At 59.4% G+C, this 21,176-nt stretch carries 15 protein-coding genes; 8 read left to right on the plus strand and 7 right to left on the minus strand.

The genetic code is table 11. The annotated features are described in order from the left end of the window. The 4 genes from AO065_RS24965 to gloB form a co-directional block, all read right to left on the minus strand. A complete protein-coding gene (locus AO065_RS24965; protein WP_004883917.1) occupies positions 1–1,857 on the minus strand; it encodes an extracellular solute-binding protein in 1,857 nt (618 codons plus the stop codon). Then, positions 1,854–3,683: an extracellular solute-binding protein gene (locus AO065_RS24970; RefSeq protein ID WP_004883920.1), complete on the minus strand. Its 1,830-nt coding sequence runs from the start codon at positions 3,681–3,683 to the stop codon at positions 1,854–1,856. The genes AO065_RS24965 and AO065_RS24970 overlap by 4 nt, the downstream gene beginning before the upstream one ends. A 186-nt stretch (positions 3,684–3,869) precedes the next feature. Beyond that, positions 3,870–5,471, minus strand: a complete 1,602-nt coding sequence (locus AO065_RS24975) for a LysM peptidoglycan-binding domain-containing protein (RefSeq protein ID WP_004883921.1) — start codon at positions 5,469–5,471, stop codon at positions 3,870–3,872. Between the two features lie 99 nt (positions 5,472–5,570). Continuing rightward, the gene (gloB, locus tag AO065_RS24980; protein ID WP_004883924.1) at positions 5,571–6,350 is read right to left on the minus strand and encodes a hydroxyacylglutathione hydrolase; all 780 of its coding nucleotides are present in this window, start codon (positions 6,348–6,350) and stop codon (positions 5,571–5,573) included. Positions 6,351–6,431: 81 nt separating this feature from the next. Here gloB and AO065_RS24985 point away from each other — a divergent pair, with 81 nt between their 5' ends. The 4 genes from AO065_RS24985 to AO065_RS25000 all read left to right on the plus strand — a co-directional run bounded on the left by AO065_RS24985 (position 6,432) and on the right by AO065_RS25000 (position 9,153). After that, positions 6,432–7,190: a methyltransferase domain-containing protein gene (locus AO065_RS24985; RefSeq protein ID WP_004883925.1), complete on the plus strand. Its 759-nt coding sequence runs from the start codon at positions 6,432–6,434 to the stop codon at positions 7,188–7,190. 52 nt (positions 7,191–7,242) lie between these two features. After that, entirely contained in the window at positions 7,243–7,695 is a 453-nt protein-coding gene (rnhA, locus tag AO065_RS24990) for a ribonuclease HI (protein WP_004883928.1), read from the plus strand. Positions 7,696–7,793: 98 nt separating this feature from the next. Further along, positions 7,794–8,573: a DNA polymerase III subunit epsilon gene (gene dnaQ, locus AO065_RS24995; RefSeq protein ID WP_004883929.1), complete on the plus strand. Its 780-nt coding sequence runs from the start codon at positions 7,794–7,796 to the stop codon at positions 8,571–8,573. A gap of 22 nt (positions 8,574–8,595) precedes the next feature. Further along, on the plus strand, positions 8,596–9,153 hold the full coding sequence (locus AO065_RS25000) for a GNAT family N-acetyltransferase (protein WP_004883930.1): 558 nt from the start codon (positions 8,596–8,598) through the stop codon (positions 9,151–9,153). A 32-nt stretch (positions 9,154–9,185) separates the two neighbouring features. On the opposite strand, the gene AO065_RS25005 is transcribed toward AO065_RS25000, so the two are convergent. Then, positions 9,186–9,398 carry a hypothetical protein gene (locus AO065_RS25005; RefSeq protein WP_004883932.1) on the minus strand — a complete coding sequence of 71 codons (213 nt, stop codon included), beginning with the start codon at positions 9,396–9,398 and terminating at the stop codon, positions 9,186–9,188. 212 nt (positions 9,399–9,610) lie between these two features. Between AO065_RS25005 and AO065_RS25010 the strand changes: the two genes are divergently transcribed. Further along, positions 9,611–10,171: an NADPH-dependent FMN reductase gene (locus AO065_RS25010; RefSeq protein ID WP_004883933.1), complete on the plus strand. Its 561-nt coding sequence runs from the start codon at positions 9,611–9,613 to the stop codon at positions 10,169–10,171. A 151-nt stretch (positions 10,172–10,322) separates the two neighbouring features. After that, positions 10,323–15,533, plus strand: coding sequence for a dermonecrotic toxin domain-containing protein (locus AO065_RS25015; protein WP_004883934.1), 5,211 nt, complete (start codon positions 10,323–10,325; stop codon positions 15,531–15,533). Positions 15,534–15,606: 73 nt separating this feature from the next. Here AO065_RS25015 and AO065_RS25020 read toward each other — a convergent pair whose 3' ends face one another. Together AO065_RS25020 and AO065_RS25025 are read right to left on the minus strand one after the other, a co-directional pair. Further along, positions 15,607–16,758, minus strand: coding sequence for an acyl-CoA dehydrogenase family protein (locus tag AO065_RS25020; protein ID WP_004883935.1), 1,152 nt, complete (start codon positions 16,756–16,758; stop codon positions 15,607–15,609). A 3-nt stretch (positions 16,759–16,761) separates the two neighbouring features. Continuing rightward, positions 16,762–17,859, minus strand: a complete 1,098-nt coding sequence (locus tag AO065_RS25025; RefSeq protein WP_004883938.1) for an enoyl-CoA hydratase/isomerase family protein — start codon at positions 17,857–17,859, stop codon at positions 16,762–16,764. Positions 17,860–18,145: 286 nt separating this feature from the next. Between AO065_RS25025 and AO065_RS25030 the strand changes: the two genes are divergently transcribed. Beyond that, positions 18,146–19,825 (plus strand): MFS transporter, encoded by a 1,680-nt coding sequence (locus tag AO065_RS25030; RefSeq protein ID WP_032651593.1) that lies wholly within the window; start codon positions 18,146–18,148, stop codon positions 19,823–19,825. After that, positions 19,822–21,015, plus strand: a complete 1,194-nt coding sequence (locus AO065_RS25035) for an HlyD family secretion protein (protein ID WP_004883941.1) — start codon at positions 19,822–19,824, stop codon at positions 21,013–21,015. The genes AO065_RS25030 and AO065_RS25035 overlap by 4 nt, the downstream gene beginning before the upstream one ends. Positions 21,016–21,176: the final 161 nt, after the last annotated feature.

A 21,176-nucleotide genomic window follows, 5' to 3' on the forward strand; every position in this document is an offset into this window, starting at 1 on the left:
TTATTGCTCCGTGCTCGCGGGGGCGGTCTGGTCAGGGGGGGATGAGGCTGGAACTGCCGGTTGTGCATCCGGCTTGGCCCACCACGTCATCAGGCCGATATCCGACAAGGCTTTGGCTTTCGGGTGGTCAAGGTGATTCCAGTAGGCGACGCGCCAGGTCTTGATGTGCCAGTTGGGCACAACGTAGAACCCCCACAGCAATACTCTGTCCAGCGCCTTGGTGTAAGTGATCAGGCTTTGTCTGGAATCGGCGTTGATCAGACCGCTTACCAGAGTGTCGATTGCCGGATCCTTGAGGCCTATGACATTTCGGCTGCCAGGGTTGTCAGCGCTGGACGAGTCGAAGTACACCCGCTGCTCGTTACCGGGTGAACTGGACTGCGGAAAGCTGCTGACGATCATGTCGTAGTCACGTGAACGCAGGCGGTTGATGTATTGCGACACGTCGGCGCGGCGGATCACCAGTTCGATACCTAGATCGCTCAGGTTGCGTTTGTAGGGCAGCAGAATGCGTTCGAACTCGGTCTGTGCGATCAGGAACTCCAGTTTGACCGGGTTACCCTGAGTGTCGACCATCTTGTCATCAACGATTTTCCAGCCAGCTTCCTGCAGCAGTTGAAAGGCGCGACGCTGCTGCGGACGGATCATGCCGCTGCCATCGGTGACCGGCAGCGTGAACGCTTCGGTGAACACCCGGTCCGGAATCTTGCCGCGCAATGGCTCCAGAATCTTGAGCTCTTCAGGGGAGGGCAGGCCGCTGGAGGCCATTTCCGAATTGTCGAAATAGCTCTTCGTGCGGCTGTAGGAGCCGTTGAACAATTGCTTGTTGGTCCATTCGAAATCCAGCAACAGCGTCAATGCCTCGCGCACGCGAGCGTCCTGAAACACCGGTTTGCGCAGGTTGAGCACGAAGCCCTGCATGCCGGTCGGGTTGCCGTTCGGAAGTTCTTCCTGGATGAGTCGTCCAGCCTTGACCGCAGGTGTGTTGTACGCCGTGGCCCAGTTCTTGGCGCTGGTTTCTATCCAGTAATCGAATTGGCCGGCTTTACCCGCTTCCAGCGCCACGGTGTTGTCGCGATAGTAATCGGTGGTCAACACGTCGAAGTTGTAAAAGCCCTTGTTTATCGGCAGGTCCTTGGCCCAGTAGTCCTTGACTCGCTCGTAGCGCACTGAACGCCCGGCTTTTACATCGACGACCTTATAGGGCCCGCTGCCCAGCGGGAAATCCAGATTGCCCTTGCTGAAATCCCGTGTGGCCCAGAAATGCTTGGGCAATACCGGCAGTTGTCCAAGGATCAGTGGCATCTCGCGGCTGCCCTTGTGCTTGAACTTGAACAGTACGCGCAGCGGGTCTTCAACGACGACCTGGTCGACATCGGCGTAGTAGCCTTTGTACATGGGCGAGCCATGCTCCATCAGTGTCTTGAAGCTGAACTCCACGTCTTCGGCACGGACAGGGTGACCGTCGTGGAAGCGTGCCTCGGGACGCAGATAGAAACGCACCCAGCTGTTGTCGGGAGCCTTCTCGATCTTGCCAGCGATCAGTCCGTATTCACTGAACGGCTCGTCAAGGCTGGCGCGGGCCAGAGTGTCGTAGATCAGACCGATATCATCTGCAGGCACCCCCTTGTTGATGAACGGGTTCAGGCTGTCAAACCCGCCGAAACCGGCTTGGCGGAGCGTGCCACCTTTCGGGGCATCCGGGTTCACATAGTCGAAGTGCTTGAAGTCGGCCGGATATTTGGGCGCTTCGTCGTACAGCGTCACGGCGTGCTGAGGTGCAGCCTGTACCGAGCAGGCCAGGCTTGCCAACAGCAGCGCGGCTGTTCGCAGGCGCAGGGAATGCAAAGGGTTCATCGGGGCTTCTCCAGAGACTTGAGCCACCACGCACGCAGCCCCAGGGTGTAGGGCGGGGTGGTGACCATGGCGAATCGATTGCGATACGCAAGACGATGATTGTTCAGGTACCAGTTCGGAATGCTGTAGTGCTGGGACAGCAGGACGCGATCCAGCGCGCGGGCGGTGGCCACCTGCTCATCGCGGGTCTGGGCAGCCAGCAGTTTGTTCAGAAGGCCGTCGACCACCGGATTGGCGACACCTGCGTAGTTCTTGCTGCCGTGGATGGACGCCTGGCTCGAATGAAAGTACTGCCACTGCTCCAGGCCTGGGCTGAGCGTCTGCTGCAGGGTCATGAGGATCATGTCGAAGTCGAAGCGATCCAGGCGCTGCTTGTACTGTGCGCGGTCCACGGTGCGCAGGCCCGCATTGATGCCCAGGCGGCGCAGGTCTTCGATGTAGGGCAGCAGAATGCGTTCCAGGCTGGGGTTGACCAGCAGGATTTCGAAACGCAGCGGCTGGTTGTCGGCGTTGAGCAGGCCCCTGTCGGTAAGCTTCCAGCCTGCGCTGCCCAGCAGACCCAGCGCCTTGCGCAGTGTTTCGCGCGGGATTCCACCACCATCGGTTTTCGAGGGCATGAACGGTTGAGTAAAGAGGCTGGGCGGCAGTTGCTCCCGATAGGGCGCCAGTGCCAGCCACTCGCCACCTGTTGGCACTCCGGTCGCGGAAAACTCACTGTTCGGGTAGTAGCTGGTCGAACGTGCATAGGCATCGCTGAACAGCGTCCGGTTGGTCCATTCGAAGTTGAACAGCAGCCCCAGTGCTTCGCGAACCCGGACATCGGCGAACGCCGCGCGGCGGGTGTTCATGAACAACCCCTGGGTCTGGGTCGGGATCCGGTGCGGTATCTGCGCCTTGATCACGTCCCCGTTGGCAACCGCCGGAAAGTTGTAGCCGTTGGCCCAGTTTTTCGCCTGATGCTCGATATAGATATCGAACTCGCCGCCCTTGAATGCTTCGAAGGCCACGTCGTTGTCGCGGTAGAACTCCACTTCAACGCGGTCAAAGTTGTACTTGCCGCGGTTGACCGGCAGGTCCTTGCCCCAGTAATCCTTGACCCGTTCGAAGATCAACTGGCGCCCCGGTTGCACACGAGTGATGCGATAGGGGCCGCTGCCCAGTGGCGGCTCGAAGGTAGTGGCCTTGAAGTCCCGGTCCTTCCAGTAATGCTGCGGCAGTACCGGCAGTTCACCCAGACGCAGGATCAGCAGCGGATTACCGGCCCGTTTGAACACGAAGCGGATGCGGTGCCGGTCGAGAATGTCGACGCGCTGCACTTCCTGCAGGGCGGTGCGGTATTGAGGGTGACCGTCCTTGAGCAGCGTGCGGTACGAGAACGCCACGTCGTAGGCAGTGATCGGCTTGCCATCGTGAAAGCGCGCCTGAGGGCGGATGTTGAACACCACCCAACTGCGGTCTTCGCTGTATTCGACAGACTGGGCGATCAGGCCGTAGCTGGAGGTCGGCTCATCGCCGGAAGGATCGTACTGCCCGGTGCCGACCATCAACGTCTCGTTGAGCTCGTTGACGCCGTATTGCAGGAAATTGCCTGTCGATACCGGGCTGGTGCCTTTGAAGGTGTAGGGGTTGAGCGTGTCGAACGTGCCGAAGGCCATCATTTTCAGGGTGCCACCCTTCGGCGCCTCGGGATTGACCCAGTCGAAGTGAGTGAAGCTTGCCGGGTACTTGAGGACGCCAAACTGCGCATAACCGTGACTTTCGGTAATGGCTGCATTGGCGCAGAAGCTCAAGGCCAGACTGACGATTAGCAGGAAGGGACGTATCACGATCCAGGCGACTTGGGCTTTCGGGTCGCTAACAGTAACAGCTTGTCCCGACAGGAAAAAGACTGGAGAAGGGCGCATGACTGGAGAACAACAGAGTGCAGGTGTTCAGGTCAATTTCGGGCGGTAATACGGAGGCTTTCCTGGATCATGCCGATGCAGGGCATCGGCATGATCCGGAGCAGTTCATCAGTGTGGCAGATAGACCGTGAGGGTCTGGCCGGGCTTGAGGGCCTGGCCGGTACGCGGGTTCCAGCGCTTGAGATGTTGCATCTCGACGTTGAAGCGCTTGGCGACCAGATACATCGAGTCACCTTTCTGGATCTTGTACTGCATGGATTTCTTTTCGCCATCCTTGCTGCTGGCGCTGGCAACGGCCTTGCTGCTGATTTTGCTGGTTTTGCTGTTGTCCTGCATCACCAGAGTCTGACCGATCTTGAGCTTGTGGCCGGACAACTTGTTCCAGCGCTGCAAATCCTCCACATCGACCTTGTTGGCCTGTGCGATGGTGGTCAGGTTGTCGCCGTTCCTCACTTTGTAGGTGCGGCTGCGAGCAGGCTTTTCATTGCTGGCCAGTGCTTCGAACACCGGCTGCGAGGTGTTCAGGCCCGGCTTGACCGGAATGCTCAACGACTGGCCAGCTTTCAGGCGATTGCCTGCCAGCTTGTTGTTGCTCTTGATCGAGCTTACGGTGACCTGATAACGGCTTGCGAGGCTTTCAAGCGTGTCGCCACGGCGAACGCGGTAAGGCTGCCAGGCGACCAGCTCTTCCTGCTTCATGGTCGACAGGCTGGCGGTCAACAGCTGCGCCTTGGACGTCGGCACCAGCAGATGCTGGGGGCCGTCGATGGTCAGGCGCTTCTTGAAAGCAGGGTTGAGCTGGATAAGCTCGTCTTCGTCGATATCGGCGGCGCTCGCCACCTTGGACAGATCGACGCGCTTGTTGAGCTCGACGACTTCGAAGTAGGGTTCGTTGGCAATCGGGTTCAGATTGACGCCATAGGCTTCCGGCGACAGCACCACCTGTGACAGCGCCAGCAACTTGGGCACGTAATCACGGGTTTCCTGCGGCAGCGGCAGGTTCCAGTAGTCAGTCGGCAGGTTGAGCTTGTCGTTACGTTCGATGGCGCGGCTGACCGTGCCTTCTCCGGCGTTGTAGGCCGCGAGCGCCAGCAGCCAGTCACCGTTGAACATGTCGTGCAGACGTGTCAGGTAATCCAGTGCGGCAACGGTCGACGCCTGAATGTCGCGGCGTCCGTCGTAGAAATTGGTCTGACGCAGATTGAAGTAGCGCCCCGTCGACGGGATGAACTGCCAGAGGCCTACGGCCTGGCTGCGCGAGACGGCCATCGGGTTGTAGGCGCTTTCGATCACGGGAAGCAGGGCCAGTTCGAGCGGCATGTTTCGCTCTTCCAGACGCTCGACGATGTAATGCATGTAAAGACTGCCGCGCTCGCCAGCGTTTTCCAGAAAGGAAGGGTTGTTGGCGAACCAGAGGCGTTGCTGATCGATGCGAGGGTTCTGATCGTTACCCTGCTGCAACTGGAAACCCTGACGCATACGCTCCCAGACATCCTGAGGCGGTGCCTGCGGGGTGGCGGTCTTGTTGGTCAGAAAGATGGGTTTTTGCTTGATGCCGGTGGCCAGATTCGGCGCGCGGTATGAGCTGGAAGAATCTACGTGGGCTGTGCTCTGACAGCCGACCAGAAGCGCACTCGCTGCTACAGCCACGGCCTGGGCCAACCGAGTCAATGCGTCCGAATTTACAGGCTTGCTAATAGATGACGACATTGTTCGGGGGGTATATCCAGACGAAAATGTCGGGCGATTCTAGAAAGCGTGCTGCCGCTGGTCAACCTTTCAGAATTTTATTGCGATTTGGCGGTCGCTTCAGAACTTGTCTTTCCATGCCCTCAAGCGGGCAAAGACCGCACTCTGCGAGGTGTTTTCCACGCCGGCCCGTTCGTCCGCTTTTTCTTTAACGGATGTTTCATGGGTACGCAGGAAGGGGTTGGTGCGTCGTTCAAGCGCCAGATTGGAAGGCAGGGTGATACGATTTTCCTCACGCAACTGAATGACCTCGGCAAGACGCTCGGCGATATCCTTGTTGGCGGGCTCGACGGCCTGAGCGAACTTGAGGTTGCTCAGCGTGTACTCGTGGGCGCAGTAGATCAGGGTGGTGTCCGGCAGGGCGGCCAGTCGGCCGAGCGATGTATGCATCTGCTCCGGTGTGCCTTCGAACAGCCTGCCGCAGCCTGCTGCAAACAGGGTGTCGCCGCAGAACAGCAGCGGCCGGGTGGCGTCATCGTGGTAGAAGGCTATATGGCCGAGGGTATGTCCCGGAACCGCGTGAACGGTGAAGTCCAGACCCAGCACTGTAATGACGTCATGGTCGACAAGCGCAACGTCGCGCGCAGGGATGGTCTCCGCCTGCGGCCCCAGCACTCTGGCGTTCGTCATTTGCTTGATCTGCGCGACACCGCCTACGTGATCGTTGTGATGATGCGTGATCAGGATATCGGTGAGCTGATGATCCGGGTGATCGTTCAGCCAGGCCAGCACCGGGGCTGCGTCTCCCGGATCGACCACGGCGCAGCGTTTGGCCGAAAGGTCTTGTAACAACCAGATGTAGTTGTCATTGAAAGCGGGAAGGGCATGGATCTGTATCATGGCGCAGTTCGCATCGCAGGGAACAATCGTGCATCTTAGAGTCTGTTGCCGTTGTATGCGAGCACCTCTGGAGGAGAACTCATGACCGATGAAGCGTTCGCTCAGGCTGATCCTGAGTGGCTTGCCCTGATCAGCGCCGCTCGCCAATGGCTGTCCGGCCCGCTGGGCCAGCTTCTGCTCGAAGAGGAGCGCCGGGTTCTGGAAGAGGAACTCGGCCGCTACTTTGGCGGCTACCTTGTGCATTACGGGCCGTCGGCCGAAACCCCGCCGGTGGCGCATCAGGTGCAGCGCAATGTGCGGCTCGGCGCGCCATTGCCGGGGGTCGAAATCGTCTGTGAAGAACAGGCCTGGCCGTTGAGCGAGCACGCCGCCGATGTGGTGGTGCTGCAACATGGTCTGGATTTCTGCCTGTCGCCCCATGGCCTGCTGCGTGAAGCTGCCAGCAGCGTGCGGCCGGGCGGGCACTTGCTGATCATTGGCATCAATCCCTGGAGCGCCTGGGGCGTACGCCATGTTTTTGCCCGCGATGCTTTGCGCAAGGCCCGTTGCATCTCGCCTTCACGCGTTGCCGACTGGCTCAACCTGCTGGGCTTCGCGCTGGAGAAACGCCGCTTCGGATGCTATCGTCCGCCCCTTGCTTCGGCGGCGTGGCAGGCACGGCTTCTAGGGCTGGAAAACCTTGGCGAAGGGCGACAGAGCCCCGGCGGCGGCTTCTATCTTTTGGTCGCACGCAAGCTTGTAGTGGGCCTCAGGCCATTGCGCCAGGTGCGTCGCGAACCGATGGGCAAGCTGATTCCGCTGCCCATGGCCAAGGTCAGCCGCACCACTCAGGACTCCTGAGTCCAGACCTGCCCACGCCCGCCATGAAGCCCATCATTCTGGAAAGGTTGTAATGAGCGATAGCGTAGAACTCTTCACTGACGGCGCCTGCAAAGGCAACCCCGGCCCCGGCGGCTGGGGCGCACTGCTGGTCTGCAAGGGCGTCGAAAAAGAGCTGTGGGGCGGCGAAGCCAACACCACCAACAACCGCATGGAACTGACCGGCGCCATCCGCGGCCTCGAAGAGCTCAAGCGTCCCTGCGAAGTCACGCTGGTCACCGACTCGCAATACGTGATGAAAGGCATCACCGAGTGGATGGTCAACTGGAAGAAACGCGGCTGGAAAACCGCAGCCAAGGAACCGGTCAAGAATGCCGATCTCTGGCAGCAACTGGACGAACAGGTCAGCCGACACACCGTGAAATGGCAATGGGTACGCGGTCATATCGGCCATCCCGGCAACGAACGTGCCGACCAGTTGGCCAACCGTGGCGTCGACGAGGTGCGTGGCATCAAGCACGGCTAGACTGACATCGTCCTGTCTGCCGCAGGGTGAGGCAGGGGAACAGGCTGGCAAGGGCTGCAACATGCTAATATCGCGGCCTGCAAACGAGGCATCAGTTCATGGCATTGCAAAACACAGACAACAGATCGATCGTACTCGACACCGAAACCACCGGTATGCCGGTGACCGACGGGCACCGCATCATCGAGATCGGTTGCGTCGAGCTGATCGGCCGTCGCCTGACCGGGCGGCATTTTCACGTTTACCTGCAACCTGATCGCGAGAGCGATGAAGGCGCCATCGGCGTGCACGGTATCACCAACGAATTTCTGGTCGGCAAGCCGCGCTTTGCCGAAGTCGCCGATGAATTCTTCGAGTTCATCAAGGGCGCTCAGCTGATCATCCACAACGCGGCGTTCGACGTTGGCTTCATCAACAACGAATTTGCGTTGATGGGCGCTCACGACAAGACCGACATCACCCAGCACTGTACGGTGCTCGACACCCTGATGATGGCCCGCGAGCGGCATCCGGGGCAGCGCAACAGCCTCGATGCACTCTGCAAGCGTTACGGCGTCGACAACTCGGGTCGTGAACTGCACGGCGCCTTGCTCGACTCCGAGATTCTGGCTGACGTTTATCTGGCAATGACCGGCGGACAGACTAGTCTGTCGCTGGCGGGCAATGCGTCCGATGGCAATGGTTCGGATGGTGGGTCGAGCAATCGTGGCAGTGAGATCCGCCGCCTGCCTGCCGATCGCACCCCTTGCAGAATCATTCATGCCAGCGAAAGTGAACTGGCCGAGCATGAAGTGCGTATGTCTACGATCGCCAAGGCATCCGGCGCGCCTGCGCTGTGGGTGCAACTGCTGGAGGCCCAGGCGCAGGTTTCATCCTGACAGCAACCGGCAAAGTGGTGACATGACTGTGGCAAACCCTGCTCTGAGTATCCGCGTCGCGGACGAATGCTTCGAGGATTACATCCTCAACAGCGAATTCACGTTTACCGTTCGCGGTTACGCAACGCCGAAGGTCGGGGAAAGCGTCGAGTCCTGGCAGGTGGAGCCGGTAGAGCCTTACCGCAAGAATTACGGCATCGACTCACAGGAGTTCTGTGATTACCGGGATTCTGCCGGCAGCTCGGTGCTGGTTGCGTGGCTGGATGGGCGGGCAGTCGGGCACATGGTGCTCAGGACCCACTGGAGCGGGTATGCCTATATCGATGAGTTGGCCGTCGACGAGTCGGCGCGACGTCATGGTGTCGCGCGGTCACTGCTGGACGTCGCCCAGTTCTGGAGTCGCAAGCGCAACCTTCCCGGCATCATGCTGGAAACCCAGAACAACAATCTGGCGGCCTGCAAGCTATATGAGCAGTGTGGATTCGTGGTTGGCGGTGTGGACCACATGCGCTACAGGGGTATCGATCCGCAGACCCGCGAATCGGCGATCTTCTGGTATCTGATCTTTCCCCAGCCCTGATTCGCGCATGAACAGGGCCTGATTGTTGGGGTTTACTTCGGCAGGCGGGTCATCTTCACGCCGGACTGCACCAGTTCGAAATCGTCCCCACCCAGATGCTTGACCCGGTCGCCGATAGCCAGGCGATAAGTGATCACAGGCTGACCCTGAGCCTCATCGGGCTGCGATTCATGAAATTCATGCACCGGATAAACGCGACCTTCCGCATCTCTGGCATGAAATTGTCCGACGAGAACTGAAGCCATTTGCTTTGAAACCTCTGAAACTGAATATAACTGCTGGTTTACGAATTCATCGAGGGGTGTAGACCACTGATTTATAGGGGAGTTTGCCGCCTGCAAAAAAATAGTCGGCGCTTGTTTCTGCCGGGGCAGGGAATGAAAGCGCCTTCGGTTCGTCTAAACCCCTTGCGTGATCTATACCTTACCCTTTCATGAATCAGATGACGGATATTTCCATGAGCCAGATTCATTCCATCGCCGTATTGGTCGGCAGTCTACGCAAAGCGTCCATCAACCGTAAGATCGCCCTTGCTCTGGCGGAGCTGGCCCCTGCGAGTTTAAAGCTGAATATCGTCGAAATTGGCGATCTGCCGCTATACAACGAAGACATCGATGGCGAATCTGTTCCGCCTGCCTACACCGCGTTTCGCGAGCAACTCGCGGCCGCTGACGGGTTTCTTTTCGTGACGCCCGAGTACAACCGCTCGGTGCCAGGTGCTCTTAAAAATGCCATTGATGTTGGCTCGCGCCCTTACGGCAAAAGTGCGTTCAGCGGTAAGCCGGGTGCGGTCATCAGTGCGTCCCCCGGCGCGATCGGCGGCTTTGCTGCAAACCATCACCTGCGCCAGTCGCTGGTATTTCTGGATGTGCCTTGTCTGCAGCAGCCGGAAGCCTATCTGGGCAATGCCGGCACATTTTTCGATGAGGCCGGTACGCTGTCCGAAAAGACACGACCTTTCCTGCAGAGCTTCATCAACGCGTTCGCCGCCTGGGTCGAAAAGAACCACAAGGCTTGAGTGCCGTGCGCTGATTGGTCCCCGCTCAGGCGGGCTGACGAATTGTCTTATGTAACGCAGTTCTTCGGCTGCAATCAATAAGCTGTTTCCTTTTGTCCCTGTGCACGCTGTCGAACAGCTTGCGCAGGGCATGATTTCAAGGAAACAGTACATGCCGGCGTCACCTCCCTATTTTTTCAGTGAATCACTCAGGTCGCAGTTCGCAAGCGATGTAAAGGAAGCGGCTGACGCTTCCCGAATCACCGCTGCGCAACGCGATTGGCTAACGAGACTGGCAGACACCGAAGGCCCGACATTGCCTGATTCGGCGTTGCCCAGAGTCGATAAACTGGTCCTCAGCGGCACCAGAGTGCAGCTGGCCGAACTGGCCGGTGCGCTGTTGATCAGTGATCCTGTCGATTCCGATGCTCCGGTTTTCCTGAGTACGCTGCTGTTGGGTATCGAGTCGTTCGACAGTCGCGTGTCGCTTCTTGCCGCGTTGAAGAAGCGATTCCCGGAGCTCGATTTCGAGTCGGTTGAAATCGACGCCGAGCATGTGCAGACCCCACTGTTCGAGACGCAAGCACGCCTGATCATGATTCAGCAGGCCGCGCACCTCGAGAGCCTGTCCGGACAGTTGCATGCGCTGCCCGATTTGCAGCGCGTGCTGGGGCAGGGGCTCAGTGCAAGGTTGCAGGCGCTGAGCCCCGAATTCCATGTCGATGTCGTCTCCCATCCTGTGCAACTGGTGGATACGGCCAACTCAATGAGCATCGTCGGGGTCCAGCGTCTGGATGAAGTCGTGCTGGATGAATATGTTTCCCGCACGCTGCCGACCGGCCTGAAACGCCAGTATCTGGATGCGCGTGGGCGGATGTTGTCCGATGGGCAGGTGCAACGCTGCACGAATGCCATTTCGCAGACTATCAAAAATGCGGTCGGAACGTATGAGCAATCGCTGACGGATTTCTGGGCATCTACGCGAAGCGATGGCCAGGCCGTTCGCGACGTTTGCGTTCAGGCGCTGACGGAATCCTTTCGTCAGCATCTGCTGTCGAGTCGCAGCAATGGCTCGTTGAGCACCGCCGAATTTCGTCGTTTGCGCTGCCTGATACCGTCGTGCGGTACGTCGCCGCAGTCCGAATCGATCAGGCTTCGACGGCTGTCGGTCGTCGTTGGCAGCAACGAGCCGGTCAAGCTGACCGGACTGTTCATGATCGATTTCGAGCAGGGGGAGCCGAGTGGCGTTTACCTTTACTCCTTTCTGAGAGGTTTCAGGCATTTTGCCGATTCGAATCAGGTCCAGGCGTACCTTTCCGATGGTCAGGGGCGTTCGGATCTGCTGCTTTTTTCGTCCTTGAACGATCAGCCGCTGATTGAGGCGCCCGGTCAGGTCGAATTGCATTCGGAAGCCATAACGGCCGCGCTTTTTCCCCATTGTCTGGACCTGATCATTGCCCTGCAGAAGCGCAGTCTCCGGTACACCCTGGGGTTGGCGACGCTGGGACATGCGAGAACACCGGTCCGGGTCGATGATGCTCTGGATATCAGGGTTCTGCTGGACGTCCGTTTGACGGGGCTGCACGGCCCGGGTCGCTGGCGCTCGGGTGAGAGTGCGTTCGAGCGTATCTGGCAAACCAGCACTGCTGTTGTGCACGATGTCAGTTTCGAATCTGTGGGCACCTGGGCTGGCAAACTGGAAAAAATGGAGTTGCTGTTCCGAGAGGTGTCACTGCTGCACCCCGGCGTGGACGGCTGCATGCGCAGCGCACTCAACTTTTATCTGGCCCTTGTGGGTGATGCCGATCTGGATTCACGCGAACTTCGCGTGGCCTCCCTTTCCAGTGATGAGGATTCGATGCCCTTGCTTTCCTGGGCGCTCGGAAGGGCCTGCGGGCACTCAAGCGGGGCATTGACCGGTGCGCTCGTCGTGGGTGGCGAGCGTCCTCCATCGCCCCGGTCGCTGGCTCAGAGCCTGCCTGTGACGATAATCGAGGAGATGGTCAATTGCGTGCTGGCCGATTTTGCCTCGCGTTATGAACGTCAGATTGACGAGTTCTATACGCATCAGACGCGCTATCTGAATACGTATGTAAAACCCGGTGCAGTGATGAGGCTCGTCCGGGAGTACGGCCTGCGCCTTGAGCTGACCATGCAGAGACGTCTTGGCAAGGTCTCCGGACCGGCGCTGGACAGTCTGGAACAGGTCCTCAACAGGCCACTGCCTGCGTTGAGGCAGGAACTGGGTCAGGCGCGAGTCGAGGCTTATACCGTGTCTGCCCGGTACGGCAGTCCCGAGCGTCGCATCACGCTTCCCAATATGTTCGTGTTGTGCAAACCGCAGCAAGGCGACCATCCGGCCAGCTGGTCGCCGACTCATGGACTCAGAAGTTTTGATTCCCCGGAGGCGTTGAAGGCACAGATCGCGCTGGAGATGACATCCTTACCCATCACCGGATTGAGAGGGCTGTTATCGGAGCCGGACAGGCAGGCAATGCTTGAGTACTTGAATGGTACGAGTGCGCCTGATGTCAGGATCGATCTGCAGCTCATCAGCGGACACTTCATCGAAGCGCTGCAGGGGCAGGAGATCGAACGTCAGCAACGTACGATCACCAGCTTTTACCAGCAGGCCGTCGAGCGACAATTGACCCCGACTGTGTTCAGCCACCTTCTGAATTCGGTAGAGCGTGACGACACCAATCGCCATGCCCTGAACCATCTGGGTGTCATCATTCAGTCGGTTGTCTACCAGACCATCGTGCCCCAGTGGATCAGCGATGCCTCGACGCAGGGGCAAGTCGTTCTTATCGATATCCTCCAGCGTTTCTACGTGACCTGCGTCGCGCAGAAGGATTTTCTGTTCGGCATCCCCAGCCTTTACGAGTATTCCCGCCGACAACTGATTCTCAGGCTGATGCATGATTTTCCAGAGCAGGCCATCGAGCCTGGCGATATTACGGTCACCCTGACACATTACATTCCTGCACCGGTGCCGCCCGGCCAGATCAACGCACTGCCGGCCGCGACCGAGCGGGTCAGCGAAAGTCTTGTTGAATATGCCGTGAACCGATTCATGTCCCGGCAGGATGGGGTTCTTACGCTTGCGGCTAACAATGGAAAGACGCTCGATCCGTCCCTCACGGCGGCCTATGTCCGTGACATGGCAGACTCGCTGGATGTTGCGAAAGGTTATCGGCGTTTACTGGGATCGAAGCTGGTCGAGAGTGACCCCGAGTACCTCACCCGGAAAAAACTGTTCTCCGAACAGATGCCGGCGACAGGGCTGCTCAGTGCTTTTACATCGACCTTGAGGAAGGAGCTGTCTGAAGACGCATTCGTCTTTATCAACCACGTTCTGAACATGCCTGATGGTCTTGCCCGTCTGCCTGCCATGGGGCGCGAGGTGATGATCAGTCCTCTCTGTCTGCTGCCGGCCACTGAGGGGTGGGCGCCGACCACGGTCATCAATACGTACATTATCGGACCTGCCGAGCCTTCAAGTACCACACCGGGTCCATGGGTGCTTTACGCCCCGCTGAACGGAGATTTTGTATTTCGGGAGTACGCCAATCGTGACGGGCTGTTAAATGACATCCGCACCTCCGAGAGCTTCCAGGCATTCATCCTTGATCGCATCGAGCCGGACCAACGCAAGATTTTTGACAACGGCGGTTTTATGGAGCCGCATCTGCCGTTCAGTGTCGAGTCTTCCTTTGATCTGCCTCTGGAGCGTCCGCAACCGGTGACGCTGCAGGTGCGACCCTACAAAGGTAATGCGCTTGACCTGCTGTTCGAGGGCACGCTGCAATCTCTGACGCTTCAAGTGCAGCAACAGACAGTGACCAGCGATGAGTTGCGAAGCACAGCAACGCGATACCTGTTCGGACTGGCTGCCGAACAGGTCATGGCGCTGTTGCCGGGTCGGCTGGGGGCGCTGGTCGGGGTGTTGCAGGGGCAGAGCCTGTTGAGCAGATCGGCCGCTTCGGCCGGGGAGCAACACTGGGGCCAGGCCGTGGCGGAATTCATGGCAGCCCTGTGCATGCTGATCTCGTCGGGGTTGAACGTGCAGATAGACGGTACATCGAATTTGGATGATGACGCAGGCGATCAGTCTGCGCACCTAGAACCCGAGGCTGAGGAGGAAGAACCTGGAGAAGTGCCACCGTTTCCCGAGTTTTCCTGGTCGAATAATTCCCTGACCCAGCAGATCCGCACCCGGTTGCGTCAGTTCGAGGTTCACGATGTCGCGCTTGAATCCCTGCACAAGGATGAGCTGTTCAACACCTACAACGATCCGGTCAGCGGGAAGAAGTATGCCGCTATCGACGGTAACGCCTATGAGTTGCGCTCCGACCGGGATGGCTGGTTCATTGCCTCAAAGGACGTGGCTGGCCCGCCAGTGGTACTGGACAAGGATCAGCGCTGGAGGCTGGATCTGCAGATGGGCCTCAAGGGCGGCGGCGGTATCGTCACGCGTCTCAAGAACAGCCAGCTCGATATCAGCATTGATGAAGCACTGGCGGTGGACTCGAGCGGCATGCTGGAGATTCGCCGTACCTTCCGGGGAATGGCTCTGGCCATCGAGGAGGGGCATGCACAGGCGCAACGCTATCTGGAAAACTGTCTGGACAATCTGCGCCTCAGACTGCCGGAAAGCTCGGTGGACTCGCGTGCGCAGAAAATCGTCGGAGAGTTTTTCGGAACCGGTTCGCCTGATGCCCGGACGTATGACGTGGTCAGGCAGTCGGTGACAAAACTGTACAACGCGCTCATGGATCCGACGCTGTCGCCCATCGACTCGCCGCGCTTCGTGGTTGGCGTCAACAGGGTGGGCCGTGAGGATTGCAGTGCGTTCGTTTTCGAAGCGGATCCGCAAAAAAGGATTTTCCTGACCGAGCAGTTCTTCCGGCTTCCTGCCTACCGGTTCAAGATGAAGGCGATGCGTTCAGGCAGTTTCCACTTTGGCGCCCATTATCGAGCAGCCATTCTGATTCACGAGCTGTCTCATCAGGTGCTCAAGACCGAAGACATCGCTTACGTTGACTCTCAGGCGCCCTTTGCCGATCTGCTGGAAGACACGGCAGGTTACCGGTTGCGCATTCGCAATCAGCAGATAGCCCTGCAGCAAAAGGTCCTGTCCTATCAGACGGATCGCAGCCAACTGTTCAAGCAGCTGGAAGACGGGCTATGGCGGGATCTGAAGCGCGCCGATGGCGATGGCAAGAAGACGATCCTGCACATCACGGGCAAAAAGACACTGGATGAAGCGCGCGATGTTTTCTACGCCAATGTCGATAAGCGTACGGACATCATGCTCAGCAATGCCGATTCACTGACGTTGCTGGTGACCTTGCTCGGCAGGGAGCGGTTCGCTCGTTAAGCGGGCGGCTCTGATGATGTTCATCAGAGCCGCCATTTCGGTTCATTCAACCCGTACAGCTCAGACCCTTGCTTCAGACCAGATAGTGGCGCAATTCCCTGGCGATCAGCAGGCGCTGGATCTCGCTCGATCCCTCGTAGATCTGGGTGATGCGTGCGTCCCGGTAATAACGCTCGACCGGGTAGTCCTCAAGATAACCATAGCCACCATGAATCTGTATGGCCTTGGAACAGACCCACTCGGCCATTTCCGAGGCGAACAGCTTGGCCTGCGATGCTTCTGACAGGCAGGGCTGACCGGCACTGCGCAGTCGGGCCGCGTGCAGGATCAACAGGCGGGTGGCGTTGATGCGGGTGTGCATGTCGGCCAGCAGGTTGGCGATGCTCTGGTGCTCAATGATCGGCTTGTCGAACTGCACGCGCTCGCGGGCGTAGGCCAGAGCGGCTTCGAACGCAGCGCGGGCGATGCCCAGGGCCTGCGCGGCTATGCCGATGCGTCCGCCTTCCAGGTTCGAGAGCGCAATGGCGAGCCCTTTACCGCGTTCGCCGAGCAGGCTGGAGGCCGGAATACGGCAGTTATTGAGCGTAACCGCGCAGGTATCCGAGGCGCGGATGCCCATCTTGTGTTCGCTGCGATCCACCACGAAACAGGGATTGTCGGTGGGCACCAGGAAGGCCGACAGGCCTTTCTTGCCCAGCTCGGGATCGGTCACGGCAAACACGATGGCCAGTTTGGCCCGCTTGCCGTTGCTCACGAATTGCTTGGCACCATTGATGACCCACTCATCGCCCTGCAACTCGGCACGGGTGCGCAGGTTGTGCGCTTCGGAACCTGCGTGGGGTTCGGTCAGGCAGAAACAGCCGATGGCCTGGCCGGTGGCGAGCTTTTCCAGCCAGGTGTGTTTCTGCGCGTCGGTGCCGTAGTTGAGAATCGGCCCGCAGCCTACCGAGCTGTGAACGCTCATCAGGGTGCCGGTGGCCGCGTCGGCTGCAGAAATTTCTTCGACAGCCAGCGCATAGGCCACGTAATCAATATAAGTGCCGCCCCATTGCTCGGGCACCACCATGCCCAGCAGGCCTAGCTCGCCGAGCTTGCCGACCAGCGCATCGTCGATCCAGCCGGCCTTTTCCCAGGCCTGGGCGTGCGGGGCGATTTCATTGCGGGCGAAGTCGCGCGCCATGTCGCGAATCATGATCTGTTCTTCGGTCAATTCCAGGTCGTGCATGACTCAGGTCTCCTGGCCGCTGAAGAAACTTTCGACGTGCGCTGCACTGACGTCCTGCACACGGTCGTGTTTCCATCGCGGCTTCTTGTCTTTATCGATGATGAGGGCACGTATGCCTTCGATCAGGTCGCCGCGCTCGAACCACTGGCGGTCCAGATGCAGCTCCATGGCGAAACAGGCGTGCAGGGAAAGGTGGCGTCCCCGGTTCAGCAGTTCCAGGGTCACGGCCATCGCCAGCGGCGAGTGGCCTTGCATGCGTTTGACCGTGTCCAGCGCCCATTGGCGAGTGTCGGCGATGGTCACTTCCTGCAATTGCTCAAGAATGCTCGGGATATCCGGCAGACCGAAAAAGTGGTCGATGGCAGGGCGCAGCAGTTCCAGAGGCGGGTAGGGCAGGCGCTGGGTGCCCAGTTTGGCCATGGCGCCCTGCAGGTCCTTGAGCGGGGTCGATTTCCATTTCAGGTGATCGAGCATGTGATCGAGGCGCGGCAGCATTTCGCTGTTCATCGACCAGTTGGCCAGACCGCAGTACAGCGCGTCGGCCGCCCCGATCTGGCTGCCGGTGACGCCGAGCCAGGTGCCAATCTCGCCCGGCAGGCGGGACAGAAAGTAGCTGCCGCCCACATCGGGAAAATAGCCGATTGCCACTTCCGGCATGCCCAGTCGAGTGCGTTCGGTGACCACGCGCAGATCCGCACCCTGAACCAGCCCCATGCCACCGCCCAGTACCAGACCGTCCATCAGTGCCATGACCGGCTTGCGATAGCCATGAATCGTCAGGTCCAGCGCGTATTCTTCGGCGAAGAATATTTGGTGCAAATCCAGTCCGTTGCGGTGGCTCTCGTACAGCGAGCGAATATCGCCGCCCGCACAGAACGCCTTGCCGCCCGCTCCGCGCAGCACGACGGCATAGACGCCCTCGTCATCGGCCCAGGCGTCGAGCTGTTGCCTGAGCGTGCGCACCATCTCCAGATCCAGAGCGTTCAGACCTGCAGGACGATTGAGTGTCAGGTGACCAATGTGATTGCGTACTTCGACCAGAATCGCCCCCCGATTGGCGGACCGTCTGACCGGCAGGGCGGATGAAGCCTGTGAACTCATTCTGAACTCCTTGTTCGTTTGCGCTTTCTTCTTGTACGTTCCCGGCGTCGCAGCCGATCGTAGCAGTGCAAATGTGCAAAGCAAAACTGCGTTTAAGCATAGCCCCAAGTTTCAAATTGCCATCATTTGCGCTCCTTTTCGACGCTATGAGCTTTACTCCATTTGCCTGCCGCATGAATCGTCCTGGCGCTCATGAGTATTCTGGCTGCTGTGACTGTCACACATGGAATTCCTCAAGCCCTTCAACGAATGATTTCCATGAACGACCTGCCATGAACGATTTCTCTTGAGCGATAAATACGCCCCACGCGAATGGGCGCCCCATGAACGTCCGACCATGCCGGGTTCGCCGTCGACGCCCCTGCACTCCAACGCAAGGCGCTGGGCGTTCGCACTGGTTGGCGTGATCGTGGCGCTGACCGGCGGCCTGGGCAATGCACTGGTCATCGCCAACCTGCCTTATCTGCAGGGCGCATTGGGCGCGACTTCTCAGGACATCGCCTGGCTGCCGGCCGCCTACATCATGACCAACGTGTCGATGAACCTGCTGCTGGTGAAGTTTCGGCAGCAGTTCGGTCTGCGTGCCTTCACCGAGCTGTTTCTGGTGCTGTATGCGCTGGTGACACTCGCGCACCTGTTCGTCAACGACATTGATTCGGCCATCGCGGTGCGGGCAGCCCACGGGATGGTCGGTGCAGCGCTCAGCACGCTGGGCCTGTATTACATGATCCAGGCCTTCCCGCAGAAATGGCGCTTGAAAGCGCTGGTGCTCGGCCTGGGCACCGCGCAGTTGGCCACACCGCTGGCGCGTCTGGTTTCCGAGGACCTGCTGCAGATTGCCCAATGGCGCGGTTTGTACCTGTTCGAACTGGGCATGGCAATGCTGTCGCTGGGTTGCGTATTGATGCTCAAACTGCCGCCAGGAGATCGTTTCAAGGCGTTCGAAAAACTCGACTTTCTGACCTTCGGCCTGCTCGCGCCGGGGTTCGCATTGCTCTGTGCCGTGTTGTCGCTCGGTCGCATCGAGTGGTGGCTGGAAGCGCCGTGGATCGGCATTGCGTCGGCAGCGTCCATCGCACTGATCTGCGCGGGCCTTGCCATTGAACACAATCGCAGCAACCCGTTGCTGATCACTCGCTGGCTGGGCAGCGGCTCGATTCTGCGACTGGGGCTGGCAGTGATCCTGTTTCGCATCGTGCTGTCGGAGCAATCGGTGGGTGCAGTCGGCTTTCTTCAGGCCCTGAACATGGGCAGTCAGCAACTGCACACGCTTTATCTGGTGATGCTGCTGGGCAGTGTCGCGGGGCTGGTGGTCAGTGCCCTGACCATCAATCCGGCGCACCTGATAAAGCCGTTGCTGATCTCGCTGGCGATGATGGCGGTCGGGGCGTGGATGGACAGCCATTCGACTAACCTTACCCGCCAGTCGAACATGTACCTCAGTCAGTTCCTGCTGGCCTTCGGCGGTACGTTCTTTCTAGGGCCGACGCTGGTGCTGGGCATCAGCGGCGTGCTTGCCAATCCCCGCAACATGATCAGTTTTTCAGTGCTGTTCGGGATCACGCAGAACATTGGCGGCCTGATCGGGTCTGCTGCCTTGGGCACGTTCCAGATCGTGCGCGAGAAGTTTCACTCCAGCCACATCGTCGAGCACCTGACGTTGATCAACCCCTTGGTGCAGTCACGGCTGCAAAGCTACGGCGCCAGTTACGGTTCGGTGATCGCCGACCCGTCGCAACGCAACGTTCAGGGCATCCGCGCGATGGCCACGGCGGCCACCCGCGAGGCCAACGTGCTGGCGTACAACGACGTGTTCATGTTGATCGCGTTGATTGCAGTACTGACCATGGTCTGGATTTCGTTCCGGGTCATCTGGCTGAAAATGACCACTCAACCTCAGGCGCTGGCCCCTGTTGCACCAGCTGCTCCGCCTTCCGTATCACCGACCGGCGCACAACCTTCATGACCGAACCCAACACTCCGAACCCCAACCCAGACGCCGAGCGCAGCGCTGCTGCGAGTGGCGAAACCGTGAAGCGTACTGACGGACCGGCGCCTGCGCCGCTGAAGTCACCGGTTACCAGCCGCCCGAGTTCGCGACGCAAGCGCATCATCTCCTCAGTGCTGTTTGGCGCCGTCGCGCTGGCCGGTGTGCTGATCGTCCTCTATGCGTGGCAATTGCCTCCGTTCACCAGCCCGATCCAGAGCACCGAAAATGCGCAGGTGCGGGGCCAGACCACGTTGATCAGCCCGCAACTGAGCGGCTACGTGTACGAGGTGCCGGTGCAGGACTTCCAGTTCGTCAAGACGGGCGACCTGCTGGTGAGGTTGGATGATCGCATTTACAAGCAGCGTCTGGATCAGGCGCTGGCCCAGTTGGACGTGCAGAAGGCCTCGCTGGCCAACAACCTGCAACAGCGGCGCAGCGCCGAGGCGACCATTGTTCAGCGTCAGGCCCAGTTGCAGAACACCATCGCCCAGAGCCGCAAGAGCTCCGCCGACCTGCGCCGCAATCAGGCACTGGTGACTGATGGTTCGGTATCGAAAAGCGAGCTGGACGTGACCCGTGCCGCCGATGCCCAGGCAAGCGCCGCAGTGGCCGAAGCCAAGGCGACCTTGCAGATTGCCCGCGAGGACCTGCAAACGGTGATCGTCAACCGGGGTTCACTGGAGGCTTCGGTCGCCAACGCCGAGGCGGCGATTCAACTGGCACGTATCGACCTGGACAACACCCGCATCGTGGCACCCCGTGACGGTCAACTGGGGCAGATCGGCGTGCGTCTTGGGGCCTATGTCAATTCCGGCGCGCAGTTGATGGCGCTGGTGCCGGAACGGCGCTGGATCATCGCCAACATGAAAGAAACCCAGATGGCTGACGTGCGTCTGGGCCAATCCGTGAGCTTCACCGTCGATGCATTGGATAACCAGGCGATGCATGGTCGCGTGCAGCGTATATCACCTGCCACCGGGTCCGAGTTCAGCCTGCTGCCCGCCGACAACGCGACGGGCAACTTCGTGAAGATCTCCCAGCGTATACCGGTGCGTATCGTGGTCGATGACGATCAACCGATGCTTGATCGACTGCGGCCGGGCATGTCTGTGGTGGTGAGTATCGACACCAGCACCGATGGTGACGTGCCGCCGGATCCTTTTTGATGATCGTTCCCACTCTGCGCTCATCGTTATACACAAGTCATCTGGCCATCCAGTGAGGCAGCAGCACTGATGCGCTTTTCTAACGCGATGGTAAGAACACCGCAGATCGCGACGTGGGTGAAGGCTGAGTCCTGGCGCTGATTCGGGGGGCAATCGGCATG

This window comes from Pseudomonas viridiflava (assembly GCF_001642795.1).
In the GTDB taxonomy this organism is placed as follows: Bacteria; Pseudomonadota; Gammaproteobacteria; order Pseudomonadales; family Pseudomonadaceae; genus Aquipseudomonas; species Aquipseudomonas viridiflava.